Source organism: Burkholderia metallica (assembly GCF_902832845.1).
Taxonomy (GTDB): domain Bacteria; phylum Pseudomonadota; class Gammaproteobacteria; order Burkholderiales; family Burkholderiaceae; genus Burkholderia; species Burkholderia metallica.
Genome location: NZ_CADFDB010000001.1, coordinates 1150886 through 1164664 on the forward strand (window position 1 = coordinate 1150886; position 13779 = coordinate 1164664).

Consider the following 13779-nt stretch of genomic DNA (forward strand, 5'->3'; position numbering starts at 1 on the left):
ACGCGGCGGCGCGCCTGTGCGGGGTGCAACCCCGGCGAAGCGAAAGGCGCCGCGCGCAAGCGCCGGCGCCCTGAAGCACGTCGGACAAGCGGGGCTAGCGCCCCGCCGCCCCCGTCAGCGCGACGCTTGCGGGAACCGCGCACCCGGCGGCGGTTCCGGCCGCGTCGACGGCACGCTCTTGCGCACCTTCGCGACCTGCGCGGCCGTCACCGGCGCGCCCGTATTGCCCCAGCTCGTGCGCACGAAGTTGGACACGTCCGCGACTTCCTGGTCCGACAGACGCCAGCCGAACGGCGGCATCGTGAACGTCGACGGCGCCGTGTGCGTGCCCTGCAGCGCGCTGCCTTCCAGCACGACGTGGATCAGCGACGTCGGATCGTCGCCCTGCACGACCGGGTTGCCGGCGAGCGCCGGGAACACGCGCGTGTAGCCGTGGCCGTCGCTGCGGTGGCAGGCCATGCAGTTGTCGCGATAGACGGCCGCGCCGGGCTTGCTCGCGTCGCCGGTCTGCAGCGCCTTCGCGGCCGCCGCGTCGTACACGTGCGGCTGCTCGCCCTGCACGCGCGGCGGCAGCGTCTTCAGATAGCGCGCGATCGCGTTCAGGTCGTCGTCGGTCATGTGCTGCATGCTGTGGCCGACCACGTCCGTCATCCCGCCGAACGCGGCCGTGCGCAGCGTGCGGCCCGTCTTCAGGAATTGCACGATCTCGGTTTCCGTCCACGCGCCGAGGCCCGTGCGCGGCTCGCCGCGCAGGCTCGTCGGCACCCAGCCGTCGATCGCCGCGCCGCCGGCCAGGAAGTCCGGGCCGTCCGCATCGGTCAGCCCGCGCTCCTGCATCGTCGGCGCGCGCGGCGTGTGACACGCGCCGCAGTGGCCGAGACCCTGCACGAGATAGGCGCCGCGCGCGATCACCGGATCGGCGTACGGTGCCGCGTCGAACGGCTTCGGGGTCGGCGCGAACATCTTGCGCCAGATCCCGAGCGGCCAGCGCATCGACAGCGGCCATACGATGTCGACCGCGCGGTTCTCGTGCTCGACCGGCGCGACGCCGTGCATGAAGTACGCGTACAGCGCCTTCATGTCGTCGTCGGTCAGGCGCGCGTAGGACGGGTACGGCATGGCCGGATACATCGTGTCGCCGTTCTTGCGCACGCCTTCGCGTACCGCGCGGGTGAAGTCGTCGATCGTCCAGCCGCCCAGGCCCGTCTTCGGGTCCGGCGTGATGTTCGTCGAGTAGATTCCGCCGATCGGCGTGTCGAACTTCAGCCCGCCCGCGAACGGCTTGCCGCCGCTCGCGGTGTGGCACGCGATGCAGTCGCCCGCGCGCGCGAGGTACTCGCCTCGCTTGATCAGCGCCGCATCGGCGGATTGCGACGCGGGTGCGGCCGCGGCACCGGAAGCCGCCGCGGGCGCGGCCGGCTGCGCGAACGCCGTCGCGCCCGCGAAGCCGAACGCGGCCCAGGCCGTACCGGCCGCCAGTGCGCGCGACATCCGGCGTGCGACGGTGTGGTTCATCGTCCTCTTCATACCGTCACCAACGGGGCGGGATTTTTCAGGTATTGCTCGCGGATCGCGCGCGCCGACCAGTAGGCCAGCGCCGCGACGATCCCGGTCGGGTTGTAGCCGATGCCCTGCGGCAGCGCCGATGCGCCCATCACGAACACGTTGTGCACGTCCCAGCACTGCAGATAGCGGTTCAGCACGCTCGTCTTCGGATCGGTGCCCATGATCGCGCCGCCGACGAGGTGGGTCGTCTGGTACGCGCGCGAATCGAAGTGCTTGCCGAACTCGCGCGTCGACACGCTGATCGCCTTCGGCCCCATCGCCTCCGCGATCTTCTTCATCTGCCCGGTCACGTACTGCGCCATCCTGATGTCGTTGTCCTTCCAGTCGAAGGTCATCCGCAGGAGCGGCTGGCCGTACGAATCGCGATAGGTCGGATCGAGGTCGAGATACACGTCGCGGTACGACATGTTGGTGCCGTGCGCGTCCATCGAGATCGTGTGCGCGTAGTTGTCCTTCACGGCCTTCTTCCACGCCGAGCCCCACTGCGGCGTGCCGGGCGGCGTCGCGATGCCGCTGATCGGCTTCACGCCGGCCTGGTTCACCCACAGCGGCGAGCCGCCGACGAAGCCGAGCGGGCCGTGGTCGAAGTTGTCCGCGTTGAAATCGTCCACCGCGACGCCGTTGCCGCCCGCGCCGATGAACGGATTCGTGTAGGTATCCTTGTCGAAGAACGCCTTGATCGTCGACAGGTTCTGGTACGCGAAATTGCGGCCCACCACGCCTTCGCCCGACACCGGGTCGTACGGCTTGCCGATGCCCGACAGCAGCAGCAGGTGCACGTTGTGATACTGGAATGCGGCCACGATCACGAGGTCGGCCGGCTGGTGCACTTCACGCCCGGCCGGATCGACGTAGGTCACGCCCGTCGCGCGCTTCTTCGTATCGTCGAGGTCGACGCGCAGCACGTGGCACTTCGAGCGCAGCTCGAAGTTCGGCGCCTGCTTCAGCGCGGGCAGGATGTTCAGGTTCGGCGACGCCTTCGAATACATGTAGCACGCGTAGCCGCTGCAGTAGCCGCAGAAGTTGCACGGCCCCATCTGCACGCCATACGGGTTCGTGTACGGGCCCGACGTGTTCGCCGACGGCAGCCGGTACGGATGCAGCCCGAGCGACTTGGCCGCGTCGAAGAAGCGCTGCGCCGAATACGTGTTGAGCTGCGCGGGCAGCGGGAAGTTGTCGCTGCGATTCGCTTCGAACACGTTGCCGTCGCCGACCACCTTGCCGCCGACCTTGTACGCCTGCCCCGACGTGCCGAATACCTTCTCGGCGAAATCGAAATGCGGTTCGAGCTCGTCGTAGGTCACGCCGGTGTCCTGGATCGTCATCCCTTCGGGGATGAACTTCCGGCCATAGCGCTCTTCATAGTGGCTGCGCAGGCGCAGCTCTTCCGGCGTGATCCGGAAATGCACGCCCGACCAGTGCAGCCCCGCGCCGCCCACGCCTTCGCCCGGCAGGAACGCGGCGAGCTGCCGGTACGGCAGCGCGGTGTCCTGCAGGCCGTGGCGGATCGACACGGTCGTCTTCGACAGATCGAGGAACAGCTTCTTGCGGACGTTGTAGGTCAGCTCGTCGATCGTGTTCGGATACGCGCCGTCCGGATAGGTGTCGCGATACTCGCCGCGTTCGAGCGCGACGACGTTCAGGCCCGCTTCGGTCAGTTCCTTCGCGAGAATCGCGCCGGTCCAGCCGAAGCCGACGATCACCGCATCGACATGCGGCTTTTTCTCTGCGGCCATCAGCTGCGCTCCCCGTTGATCGAGACGGGGCCGTACGGATAAGGCTTGCCGCTCTGGTTGACGAAATCCATGAAGTCCGCGCGCGCACCCGGAAAGCCGATCATCTTCCACGCGGCCATGTCGTGATTGCCGCCATGCACCGGATCGCAGAAGTAGCCTTCGCGCGTGTTCTGCAGCAACTGGCCGAAGAACACGCCGGGCGGCACGTCGTCGATCTGCGCGCCGCCTTTCTCCAGTGCGCCGAGCACGGTGTCGCGCGTCGGTGCGTCGAGATCCGCGAACACCTTGCCGTGGGTCTTCTCGCAATAGCGGTTGACCGCCGCGATGCCGAGCCGGTAGATGTCGCGCGGCACCAGCTTCAACTGGTAGCCGAGCTCGGGCACGCCCTGCTGGAACGGCCCCTGCATGTACCAGGTCGCGCCGTGCGCATACGGCGTCTCCATCTGGCGGTCGATGAATTCGGGCACGCCGGATTCGAGCGCGCCGGGGCCTTCGGCGTCGGCCGGAATCAGCCGGTCGACGGCGGCCTGGACGAACGCCCATTCCTTCGCATCGAAAAAGGTCGGCTTGTACGGCGTGCGTTCGGTGCTGGCCGATGCGCCGGGCGCGTTGCCGGCCGTCGCGGCAGGCGACGACGAACGCAGGTCGCAGCCGGCGACCGACGCGATCGGCACGAGCGCGACCGACGTGCGCAGGAAACGGCGGCGCGAATTGGGTTTGTCAGGTGGCGTGGACATGGTCGGATGGTGATCGTTGGGGATCGGGGGCCGGACATGCGCATTCCGCGTGCCGCACTTCCGGCTCGGCAGCCACGCCGCACGCGGCTGGCCGTCCTGTTCTTTCGTCTGTTGCGAACAACCTCGATACGGGCGCAGGCCGCGCGATGCGCGGCAGCGCCTTCATGCAGCCGCGCATCGCGCGGGTTCAGGCTGCGCTCCATTGGTTCGGCTTCTTTTCGAGCCTTATCATCTGACAAATGCCGGCTTCTGCCCGCATTTGCCTCTCATCGCTCATGACCCTCATTCAACTTAGACGCCGCGCTTGCCGACGGCAAGCGCAACGTGCACGACCCTCTTTCGAGCCCGGCGACGAGTGCCGCGAATTATATATGGAACCGGTTCCATTGATAGAGGGATCAATGCAATTCAATACATCTAAAATCGCAACAATTGGAAAATCCGGACGACGAAGCGCGCAACGATCATGCGACGACCGGTCGAAATGGGGCTCAGGGAGCGGATGGTCGAGCGTCGAGTCTCGTCGAAGACCGTCTCTTTCGCGCCACGCGGCGCACCGGCGGATGCCGTGGCGCACGGCGCTCTGGTAGCCTCCACGTCTCATGAGTACACGGAAAAAGAATGAACTGCCGGCGCCCGATGCGATCGAGGTCAGCCGCTACCTCAGCTACCTGCTGCGCCACGCGCCGCACACGATCGGGCTGCGGCTCGATCCGGAAGGCTGGGCTGACATCAACGAACTGATCGCCGGCGCCGCCCGACACGGGCACCGACTCGATCGCGCGACGCTCGAAACCGTCTGCGCGACCAACGACAAGCAGCGTTTTGCGCTCTCTCACGACGGCCGCCGCATCCGCGCGGTGCAAGGCCATTCGACACCCGTCGTGCAGCGCCGCTATCCGGCCGCGCAGCCGCCCGAGCGCCTCTATCACGGCACCGCGACGCGCTTCCTCGATTCGATCCGGGCGCAAGGGCTGAAGCCCGGCGCGCGTCATCACGTGCACCTGTCACCGGACATGCGGACGGCGCTGGCCGTCGGCGCGCGCTACGGCGTGCCCGTGATTCTCGCGGTCAATGCGCAGCGCATGCATCGGCAAGGCCACACGTTCCACGTCGCCGAAAACGGCGTATGGCTGACCGACGCCGTGCCCGCGGAATTCCTGACGGAAATGAATACGCCTGCGCGCTGAAACGCGCGCTCACCCCGGCCAGAACATCGACGCGATGGACAGCGCCAGCGCCGCGCAAAGCGGCGAGTAATACAAGGTGTCCATCCGCGCGAAGCGCGACCCGCGAATCCGCTTGAAGAAGCCGACGTAACGGAAATCGCCGACGGCCCGCACCGCGAAGATCAGTGCGAGCGCAACGACCGCGAACGAGATCGCGCGGTGATACGCACCCGGCCCGAACCAGCCGGCCCGCGCGGCAACCATGCACGCGCCGCCGAGCAATGCGGCCGCGACGGCAAATGTGCCGACGGCGGTCGGCCGTATCAGCGGCTTGCCGTCCTGCTCCGGGATCGCTGCGCGTTTGCCCCGGCGTCCGCCCGCCGCCCAGTAGAGGTGAACGAGCGCCATTGCGCAAAGCGTCGGCACGCTGAAATACGCTCCGGTCATGTCGGTGAGTGCCCTCGTCTCGTTGTGGGGTTGTCTCGATGCGTGGCCGGCGAAATACCGGCATGCGGCCCCGGCACGCGATACACGTGACGATACCGAAGCCCGGCAACGCGCGCATTGCGACGCCCGGTCGCAACCCGCCACCCGCGACAGCGCATGCTGCGACGCAGTGCGCGCGCACGCGGTCCGGCCGCTTGACTTCCCTCCGCGCACACCTACCCTGTTAATCCAGTAGAGCGATCGATCCGCGCCTGCGCGACCGGCCGCACGTGCAGCGTTCGCCGCGCAAGCGCACGGGCACGTTGCACGACAACGACGACGAAGGCCATGGAGGCGACTCATGCTGATCGGCGTGCCGAAAGAGATCAAGAACCACGAATACCGGGTCGGCCTCACGCCCGCCGGTGCGCGCGAACTCACGCGGCACGGCCATCGCGTGCTGGTGCAGCGCGGCGCGGGCACGGCGATCGGCCTGCTCGACGACGACTACACGGCCGCGGGCGCATCGCTCTGCGACGAAGCGGCCGAAGTCTTCGCGCGCGCCGACATGATCATCAAGGTCAAGGAACCTCAGCCGGCCGAATGCGCGATGTTGCGGCGCGGGCAGATCCTCTACACGTATCTGCATCTCGCGCCCGATCCCGCTCAGGCCGCCGCGCTCGTGAAGTCCGGCGCCGTGTGCATCGCGTACGAAACCGTGACGGGCCCCGGCGGCGGCCTGCCGCTGCTCGCGCCGATGAGCGAGGTGGCCGGGCGCATGTCGATCCAGGTCGCGGCGACCCACCTCGAAAGCCCGCGCGGCGGGCGCGGCCTGCTGATGGCCGGTGTGCCCGGCGTGCCGGCCGCGCATGTCGTGGTGCTCGGTGCGGGCGTGGTGGGCACCGGTGCGCTGCAGATGGCGGTGGGCCTCGGCGCGCGCGTCACCGTGCTCGACACCAACGTGAACCGGCTGCGCCAGCTCGATCTCGTCTTCGCCAACCGGATCGCGACCGTCTGCTCGAACGCGCAAACGATCGACGAAGCCGTGCGCGATGCCGACGTCGTGATCGGCGCGGTGCTCGTGCCGGGCGCATCGGCGCCGCGGCTCGTCACGCGCGACATGATCGCGACGATGCGCACGGGAGCCGTCGTCGTCGACGTCGCGATCGACCAGGGCGGATGCTTCGAGACGTCGCACGCGACGACCCACGCGGACCCGACCTTCGTCGTCGACGGCGTCGTGCACTACTGCGTCGCGAACATGCCCGGCGCGGTCGCGCGCACGTCGACCTTCGCGCTGAACAACGCGACGCTCGGGGCTGCGCTCGCGCTCGCCGACAAGGGCTGGAAGCAGGCGATGACCGACGATGCGCATCTGCGCGCGGGCCTGAACGTGTGCGACGGACACATCACGCACGAAGCGGTCGCGCTGGCGCTCGGCCTGCCCTATGTGCCGGCGTCCGGCATGCTGGCGTAATGGTGTCGTGACCGCGGTCACGCGTGGCCGGCGGCCGGCGGCATGCGCCGCCGGGCGCGTTCACGCGCCCTTCGTCCCGCGGCGCTTCGATGCGCCGCCCGCCCCCATCGTGCGTGCAAGCAGCGGCCTCAACTGCGCAAGCGTGCGCGTGTTCAGCACGTCGTGCCGCGTGAGCCAGCCGCGTCGCGCCTGATCGACGCCGTACGCCAGATCGTCGAGTTCGTCCGCGCTGCACGCATCCGAGCCGAGCGCCACCGGCACGCCGGCCTTCGCGGCCTCGCGGCACCAGATGTCCGGCAGGTCGAGCCGCCGCGGCTGCGCATCGAGTTCGACGAAGCAGCCGCGCGCCGCCGCGTGCGCGATCACGCGCGGCACGTCGAGTTCGCAGGCGTCGCGCTCGCCGAGCATGCGGCCCGTCGGGTGCGCGAGAATCGTGAAATGCGGATGGTCCATCGCACGCAGCAGGCGCGCGGTCTGCGCCTCGCGCGACAGCGCGAAGCCGTCGCGTACCGCGCCGACCACGAGATCGAGCCGGCCGAGCATCGCGTCGGGTACATCGAGACTGCCGTCCTCGCGAATGCCGGCCTCCACCCCCTTGAGCAGCACGAAATCGTCGAACGATGCGTTGATGCGATCGATCTCGTCGAGTTGCCGGGCCAGCCAGTCGAAGGCGTTGCGGCCACCGCCGGCATCCGGTGCGCGGTCGGTGATGGCCAGGTACGCGAACCCGCGTGCGCGTGCCGCATCGGCCATCGCGCGCACGCTGTCGCGACCGGCCGATGCATCGGTATGCGCATGCAGGTCGCCGCGGACGTGCTTGTGCTCGACCAGCGCCGGCAGCTTGCCTGCCCGCGCCGCGTCGATCTCGCCGCGATCCTCGCGCAATTCGGGCGGCACCTCGTGCAGCCCGATGGCCGCGTAAACCGACGCCTCGGTCGCGCCGGCAATCCGTTCGTCGCCGCGAAACACGCCGTATTCGTTGATCTTCAGCCCGCCGGCCTGCGCGAGCCTGCGCAACGCGATGTTGTGCGCCTTCGATCCGGTGAAGTAGACGAGCGCCGCGCCGAACGCGTCGGCATCGACGATGCGCAGGTCGACCTGCAACCCGCTGGCGAGCACGACGCTCGACTTCGTCTTGCCGCGCGCCAGCACGCGCGCCACGTCGCCGTGGCCGACGAACGCGTCGGCAACGGCCGCCGGATCGCGGGCGGTGACGAGGATGTCCAGATCGCCGACCGTCTCGCGGCGGCGGCGGAAACTGCCGGCCGGCACGGCGTTGTCGACGCCAGCGATCGCGCGCAGGCGTTCGAGCAGCGGCAGCAGCGCGTGCGCCGCCTCCGGCAGCAGGAAGCGTCGGGGTTCGCGCTGCAGCCGGGCGTCGATCGCTTCGAGCAGATGCGCTTCGGTCTTCGCGCCGAAGCCCGGCAGCTCGCGCACGTGCCCGTTCTTCGCTTGCGCACGCAGCTGCTCGAGCGAATCCACGTGCAGCGCGTCATGCAACGCCTTCACGCGTTTCGCGCCGAGCCCCGGCACGTCGAGCAACTCGACGATCGCACCGGGCAGCGCGTGGCGCAGCGTTTGCTGCAGCTCGCAGGTGCCGGTCGCAGCGATCTCGCGCAGCTTCGACGCGAGATCGGGCCCGATCGACGGAATCTTCCCGAGATCGTCGCCGTTCGCGATCATCGTCGCGATGTCGCGGCCGTAGTCGGCGATCGTCCGCGCGGCGTTGCGATACGCACGCACGCGGAACGGGTTGGCGCCCTGGATCTCGAGCATGTCGGCGATCTCGGCAAACACGGCCGCACACTCGGCATTGTGGATCGGCATGATCGGCGTGGCTCCCTTCCACGTGGATGACGCCGACGACGGCGCCGGCCCGCCCGGCATCTCGTGCTGACGCCGCCGGGCGCCCGTTCACCATCGTACGCCGGCAGCGAAACGCGTGCAGCGTCGCCGCGGTCGCGACGTCAGAGGGACGCGCGCGGCGTGGTGGCGTAGCGCCGTTCGTAGATCGACTGGCAATGCGTGCAGCGCTCGGCGGTCGGCAGCGCCAGCAGGCGCTCGTAGCCGACCGAGGCGTCGCAGTCGATGCATTCGCCGTAGCTGCCGTCACGCATGCGCTGCTGGGCGCGGCCGACCGCGCGCAGTTCGGTCAGCTTCATGCCGATCAACGCATGGTCGACGTCGACGAACAGGTCCGCATTCGCCTCGTCGCCCTCGTCCGGCGACGCGCCCGCAAGGTCCGCATAGGATTCCGACGCGCGCTGGTCCTCGCTCGTGCGGATCTCCGCACGCAACGTCTGCTCGCTCTCGTTCAGCCGCCGTTTCAGCGTCTGCCGTTGTTGCTCGTCGAGCGCCATGGCCGTCTCCTGTTCCGGGTTCCGCGCGGAGCATTGCGGCGCGCGGTGTCGCGCCGGTGCGCGGCGGGCAGGCGCGCGCGCCGCCACCGTGTCCGGATGTGCGCCCGCGGACATGAAGCGCCGGACGCATTCGACGCAGGATAAACCCATTGAACACGCGTGTGTTGACTGGAATCGGCGGACCTGCATCGCCCATCAAAAGCCTGATGAAACTGGGGACGGACGCAAGATCGCCATGCACGGTTCGTGCCACCAGCGCCCGTCAGGGTCGTTGCAGCGCAGCAGACATCGTGCTGCCGCGCCCGCTCGTCCGGCCGGTATCGGCCTGTCGACGCATTCATCGGCGCGGCGTGCTTCGCCGGATGATTCGTTATCCTCAGAACGCATTGCGCCCGAAGAATCCCCGCACGACCGTCAACAGGATGATCTTCATGTCGAACCAGAAGCTCCAGTTCTGCATATAGAACAGGTCGAACTTCACGCGCGCCTCCATCGCCTCGACCTTGCGCGTCTCGCCGCGATAGCCGTTCACCTGCGCCCATCCGGTGATGCCGGGCCGCACGCGATAGCGATACATGTAGCAGTCGATCAGTTGCCGGTAGAAATCGTCGTGCTCGATCGCATGAGGACGCGGGCCGACCACCGACATCTGCCCGAGCAGCACGTTGAAGAACTGCGGCAGCTCGTCGAGCGACGTGCGCCGCAGGAACGCGCCGACGCGCGTGATGCGCGAATCGTTGCGCGACGCCTGCCGCACGACGCCCGGTTGCACGCGGTGCACGCGCATCGTCCGGAACTTCAGGATGTCGAACTCCCGGCCGTCCACCCCCTTGCGGCGCTGCCTGAACAGCACGGGCCCCGGCGACGACAGCTTGACCGCGATCGCCAGCATCGACAGCAGCGGCAGCAAGGGAATCAGCACGCCGAAAGCGAACAGCCGGTCGAACGCGAACTTGGCCCACAGCTCCGGCGCCGAGCGCGGCGTGGTCGCGAGATTGATCGCCGGCATGCCGAGCACGTCGGTGGCCGAGCGATCGACCACCGCCATCTGCCGCACGTCGGGCAGCAGCCGCAATTCCACGAACTCGTCTCGCAGCTCGCGGACGATGCGCTGGATCCGCCACTCGTGCGACATCGGCAGCGTGAGCCAGACCTCGTCGATCTCGCCGCCGCGGATCAGGTCGCGCAACGCGTTCCAGTCGTCGATCACCGGCACGCCGCCGATCCCGCCGGCGGCAGCCGGCGCGTCGTCGTCGAATACGCACGCCGCGACGAACGGCCCCTGCGGGTCGAGCTGCATGCGCTCGACCGCGACACGCCCGTACGCGGTTGCGCCAACCACCGCGACACGACGCTGCCGTGCGCGCGGGTCGTCACGCGTCAGCGCGAGCGCCAGCAGCGCGGCACGGCCGAGCAGCAACGCGGCGTCGGCGGCCAGCACCGTCCGCACGATCCAGCGTGTCGTGATCGTGCCGCCGCGGTTCATGATCCACATCGCGGCGGCCACCGTCAGCACGCTCGCGCAGACGAGCGCCACCAACGTCTGCGTCAGCGCATGCGTGCCGCCTTGCGGCGCCACACTGCCGCGCACGGTGCGCAGGTAACGCGGCAGCAATGCCACGGTCAGCACGCCCAGCAGCGCGATCGCGCCGCGCTGCGCGTCGGACAGGTCGCGCCATGCGAGGCCCGACGCCGCCTGCGCGCCGAGCGCGCCCGCCAGCACGAGCACGACGTCGGTCACCGCGATCGCGGCACGCCGCACCGCATTCGTTCCACCGGACTTCGACTGCATCGTCACGCACCATGTGCCGGAAACCCGTGACGCCCTTCCGGCATGCGGGAGCGAACCGGCGTCGGCCGCGCCGTCCCGCGCGTGCCGAGCAACCTGCGATAGTCGGCGCGAATCAGGTCGTAGCATTCGCACGCGTGATGTTCGAGACCGTCGCGGTCGAGCACCGTGATGCGGCCGCGGCGCTGCCGGATCAGCCCGGCTTCCTGCAAGCTGCCCGCCGCTTCCGTCACGCCTTCGCGCCGCACGCCGAGCATGTTCGCGATCGTCTGCTGCGTGACGGCCAGTTCGTCGCCGTCGATGCGGTCGTGCGCGAGCAGCAGCCAGCGGCTCAATTGCTCGCTGACCGAGTGATGCCGGTTGCACAGCGCGCTGCGCGAGATCTGCGCCATCGCCGCCTGGCAGTAGTTGAGCAGCAGCCGGTAGGTCGCGGGCGACCGCTCGAATTCGGCGCGCATCACGCAACTCGGCACGCGATAGGCCATCCCGCCGATGCGGACCTCGACCCGGTGAGAGGCCGCGGCGCCGCCGACCAGCGTCGCCAGCCCGACCACCCCTTCGCGGCCGACCTGCGCCACTTCGACCATCGCACCGTCTTCCATCAGGTGCTGCACCGACATCATCGACGTCGTCGGGAAATGTACGTGACGCATCGGCTCGCCGACCCGGTCGAGCATCCCGGCCTTGATCCTGACCAGTTCGAGATGCGGTGCGATGGTGCGGATGCTGTCCTCGGGGAGAGCATCGAGGATGGCGTTCGCCGAGTAGCTCGAGTGAAGATGAAGCATGTCTGTATCCCTTTTATCGTCTGCGCCGCCTGCTGCCGCGTGCACGGAACTCGTTATCGCGATGCGTGCCCGGACGTTGACAGTGGTTGCGGCCCACAACCCCGATTCCGACCGACCAGCGGCTTCGCCACCGGATCGAATCGGCCGTCCCGTTTCGACACACCAGCCCGAATAAGCGATTTACGTGCCAATGCATGCCCATCTTTAATATATGAATCACATGGGATTTAGATCGCCCGAATAAGCCGCCCGAATTCAAAAAAAATGTCTCATTTCCGGACACTCTTCCGGGCGATGGACACTGCGCCATTCGACTGATCATTTCCGCCGCACCTACCTGACGCAGTCGCTGCGGTGCCGCGAGGCTTGTCTCACATATACTTACAGTCGATTTTCAATTGTTTCCGCGATCTGTCCTGGCGGCACTCCGATGCGACACCGCGCCTCACACGAGTGTTTGAAACTGTCTCAAATTTGAACCGACACACTAATTTCAGACTATGTGACCAATCGCACATTTCATCCGTAAGCCATTGATTTTAAATTGCATTTTTACCGGAACCATTTATTTGTCAAATAATGTTCAATTTCCCTCTGCGAACTTTCGCCTTACGATGTGGGCCATCTCCGGATTGATTCCAGATCGACACCGAATGAATTCCAGGCGCCGCATTTCGTTTCCGGATGATTAATTTCGCCGAAATGAATCATTAAACGGGAATAACATTTGCGCGTACGGCAATCGTCAAACTTTGTGAGATGACGCAATATGCAATTGATCGAATTCAATGGCGTGTTAGCCTTTTCGCGAGAATCGTCACTCGATATTTGACGAACACAAGTCCGCACGATCGTGCTAATTCCCCATTTCCGGGGTATCGCCGCGACGACGCGTGACCGCCACCCTACGAGGATGCGCCGTGACTCACCAGGCCCCTGACGCCGTCGTGCATGCGAACGGCATGATCGAGCTTTCCCACAGCTTCGATGCGAACCGGTTTCTGGCGGCCATCGACCGCGAAGAACTCGCTGCGTTCGCCCCTCATCTGCAGCTCGTTCACCTGAAGTCGGGGCAAGTGCTCTGCGAGCCCGGCGAAATGCTTGCCGCCGTCTACCTCCCCGTCACGACCGCGATTTCGCTGCAGTACGTGTCGTCCGGCGGCATGACGCTGGAAGTCGCGGAGATCGGCAGCGAGAGCGTGGTGTGCGACGACGTGATCGGCGGCAGCGGCCGGATGCCCTGCCGGGCCGTCGCCTGCCGCGACGGCTTCGTCTACCGGCTCGACCGGCGCGTGTTCGCCGCCGCGTTCGACGCGTCGCCGGTGATCCGCCATCTCGTGTTCGTCTGCGTGCGGCTCCTGATGGCGCAGGTCTCGCAGATCACGTTCTGCAGCCGCCATCACGTCCTCAAACATCAGTTATGCAGATGGTTCCTGCTCGCGTACGACCGCACGCGCAGCATCGAGATCCAGGTGACGCACAGCATGCTCGCGCAGATGCTCGGCGTACGGCGCGAAACGGTCACCGATGCCGCCGGCGAAATCCAGAAGCTCGGCCTGATCCGGCAATACCGGAGCTCGATCGAGCTCGCCGACCTCGGCGGCCTCGAAAAGATGTCGTGCGGCTGTCGCGCGATCGTGCGCGACGAAATGAAGCGCATCCTGTCGGCCGACTCCGGCGTGCCGGCCGCGTCGCGCGCCTGACCGGCCTGTCTGCCCGGCGCGACGCTTC

At 67.5% G+C, this 13779-nt stretch carries 11 protein-coding genes; 3 read left to right on the plus strand and 8 right to left on the minus strand.

The window, feature by feature from the left end; genetic code table 11:
• Positions 1–114: 114 nt before the first annotated feature.
• From HWX08_RS05075 to HWX08_RS05085, 3 genes are read right to left on the minus strand one after another with little or no spacing between them, the layout of a single operon-like run.
• The gene (locus HWX08_RS05075) at positions 115–1527 is read right to left on the minus strand and encodes a c-type cytochrome (protein WP_174921722.1); all 1413 of its coding nucleotides are present in this window, start codon (positions 1525–1527) and stop codon (positions 115–117) included.
• On the minus strand, positions 1524–3302 hold the full coding sequence (locus HWX08_RS05080) for a GMC family oxidoreductase (RefSeq protein WP_174921721.1): 1779 nt from the start codon (positions 3300–3302) through the stop codon (positions 1524–1526). Before HWX08_RS05080 ends, HWX08_RS05075 begins: the two co-directional genes overlap by 4 nt.
• Complete coding sequence (locus tag HWX08_RS05085) at positions 3302–4039, minus strand: gluconate 2-dehydrogenase subunit 3 family protein (protein ID WP_174921720.1); 738 nt, start codon at positions 4037–4039, stop codon at positions 3302–3304. The genes HWX08_RS05080 and HWX08_RS05085 overlap by 1 nt, the downstream gene beginning before the upstream one ends.
• A 602-nt stretch (positions 4040–4641) precedes the next feature.
• Here HWX08_RS05085 and HWX08_RS05090 point away from each other — a divergent pair.
• A complete protein-coding gene (locus tag HWX08_RS05090; RefSeq protein WP_174921719.1) occupies positions 4642–5229 on the plus strand; it encodes an RNA 2'-phosphotransferase in 588 nt (195 codons plus the stop codon).
• Between the two features lie 9 nt (positions 5230–5238).
• Here the strand turns inward: HWX08_RS05090 and HWX08_RS05095 are convergent, their stop codons facing one another.
• Positions 5239–5655 (minus strand): DUF3995 domain-containing protein, encoded by a 417-nt coding sequence (locus HWX08_RS05095; RefSeq protein WP_069259758.1) that lies wholly within the window; start codon positions 5653–5655, stop codon positions 5239–5241.
• Between the two features lie 340 nt (positions 5656–5995).
• Between HWX08_RS05095 and ald the strand changes: the two genes are divergently transcribed.
• Positions 5996–7111, plus strand: coding sequence for an alanine dehydrogenase (gene ald, locus HWX08_RS05100; protein WP_174921718.1), 1116 nt, complete (start codon positions 5996–5998; stop codon positions 7109–7111).
• Positions 7112–7171: 60 nt separating this feature from the next.
• Here ald and polX read toward each other — a convergent pair whose 3' ends face one another.
• The 4 genes from polX to HWX08_RS05120 form a co-directional block, all read right to left on the minus strand.
• A complete protein-coding gene (gene polX, locus HWX08_RS05105; RefSeq protein WP_174921717.1) occupies positions 7172–8938 on the minus strand; it encodes a DNA polymerase/3'-5' exonuclease PolX in 1767 nt (588 codons plus the stop codon).
• 140 nt (positions 8939–9078) lie between these two features.
• The gene (locus HWX08_RS05110) at positions 9079–9471 is read right to left on the minus strand and encodes a TraR/DksA family transcriptional regulator (RefSeq protein WP_069261129.1); all 393 of its coding nucleotides are present in this window, start codon (positions 9469–9471) and stop codon (positions 9079–9081) included.
• Between the two features lie 376 nt (positions 9472–9847).
• Complete coding sequence (locus tag HWX08_RS05115; RefSeq protein WP_174921716.1) at positions 9848–11263, minus strand: undecaprenyl-phosphate glucose phosphotransferase; 1416 nt, start codon at positions 11261–11263, stop codon at positions 9848–9850.
• Between the two features lie 2 nt (positions 11264–11265).
• Positions 11266–12048, minus strand: a complete 783-nt coding sequence (locus HWX08_RS05120) for a Crp/Fnr family transcriptional regulator (protein ID WP_069259754.1) — start codon at positions 12046–12048, stop codon at positions 11266–11268.
• 920 nt (positions 12049–12968) lie between these two features.
• Here HWX08_RS05120 and HWX08_RS05125 point away from each other — a divergent pair.
• Positions 12969–13751: a Crp/Fnr family transcriptional regulator gene (locus HWX08_RS05125; RefSeq protein ID WP_174921715.1), complete on the plus strand. Its 783-nt coding sequence runs from the start codon at positions 12969–12971 to the stop codon at positions 13749–13751.
• Positions 13752–13779 lie beyond the last annotated feature (28 nt).

Excerpts from the sequence above, each read along its gene's own strand:
- HWX08_RS05075 (WP_174921722.1), bottom strand. The coding sequence starts at position 1,527 with ATGAAGAGGACGATGAACCACACCGTCGCACGCCGGATGTCGCGCGCA.
- HWX08_RS05080 (WP_174921721.1), bottom strand. The coding sequence starts at position 3,302 with ATGGCCGCAGAGAAAAAGCCGCATGTCGATGCGGTGATCGTCGGCTTC.
- HWX08_RS05110 (WP_069261129.1), bottom strand. The coding sequence starts at position 9,471 with ATGGCGCTCGACGAGCAACAACGGCAGACGCTGAAACGGCGGCTGAAC.
- HWX08_RS05085 (WP_174921720.1), bottom strand. The coding sequence starts at position 4,039 with ATGTCCACGCCACCTGACAAACCCAATTCGCGCCGCCGTTTCCTGCGC.
- ald (WP_174921718.1), top strand. The coding sequence starts at position 5,996 with ATGCTGATCGGCGTGCCGAAAGAGATCAAGAACCACGAATACCGGGTC.
- HWX08_RS05120 (WP_069259754.1), bottom strand. The coding sequence starts at position 12,048 with ATGCTTCATCTTCACTCGAGCTACTCGGCGAACGCCATCCTCGATGCT.
- polX (WP_174921717.1), bottom strand. The coding sequence starts at position 8,938 with ATGCCGATCCACAATGCCGAGTGTGCGGCCGTGTTTGCCGAGATCGCC.
- HWX08_RS05090 (WP_174921719.1), top strand. The coding sequence starts at position 4,642 with ATGAGTACACGGAAAAAGAATGAACTGCCGGCGCCCGATGCGATCGAG.
- HWX08_RS05115 (WP_174921716.1), bottom strand. The coding sequence starts at position 11,263 with ATGCAGTCGAAGTCCGGTGGAACGAATGCGGTGCGGCGTGCCGCGATC.
- HWX08_RS05095 (WP_069259758.1), bottom strand. The coding sequence starts at position 5,655 with ATGACCGGAGCGTATTTCAGCGTGCCGACGCTTTGCGCAATGGCGCTC.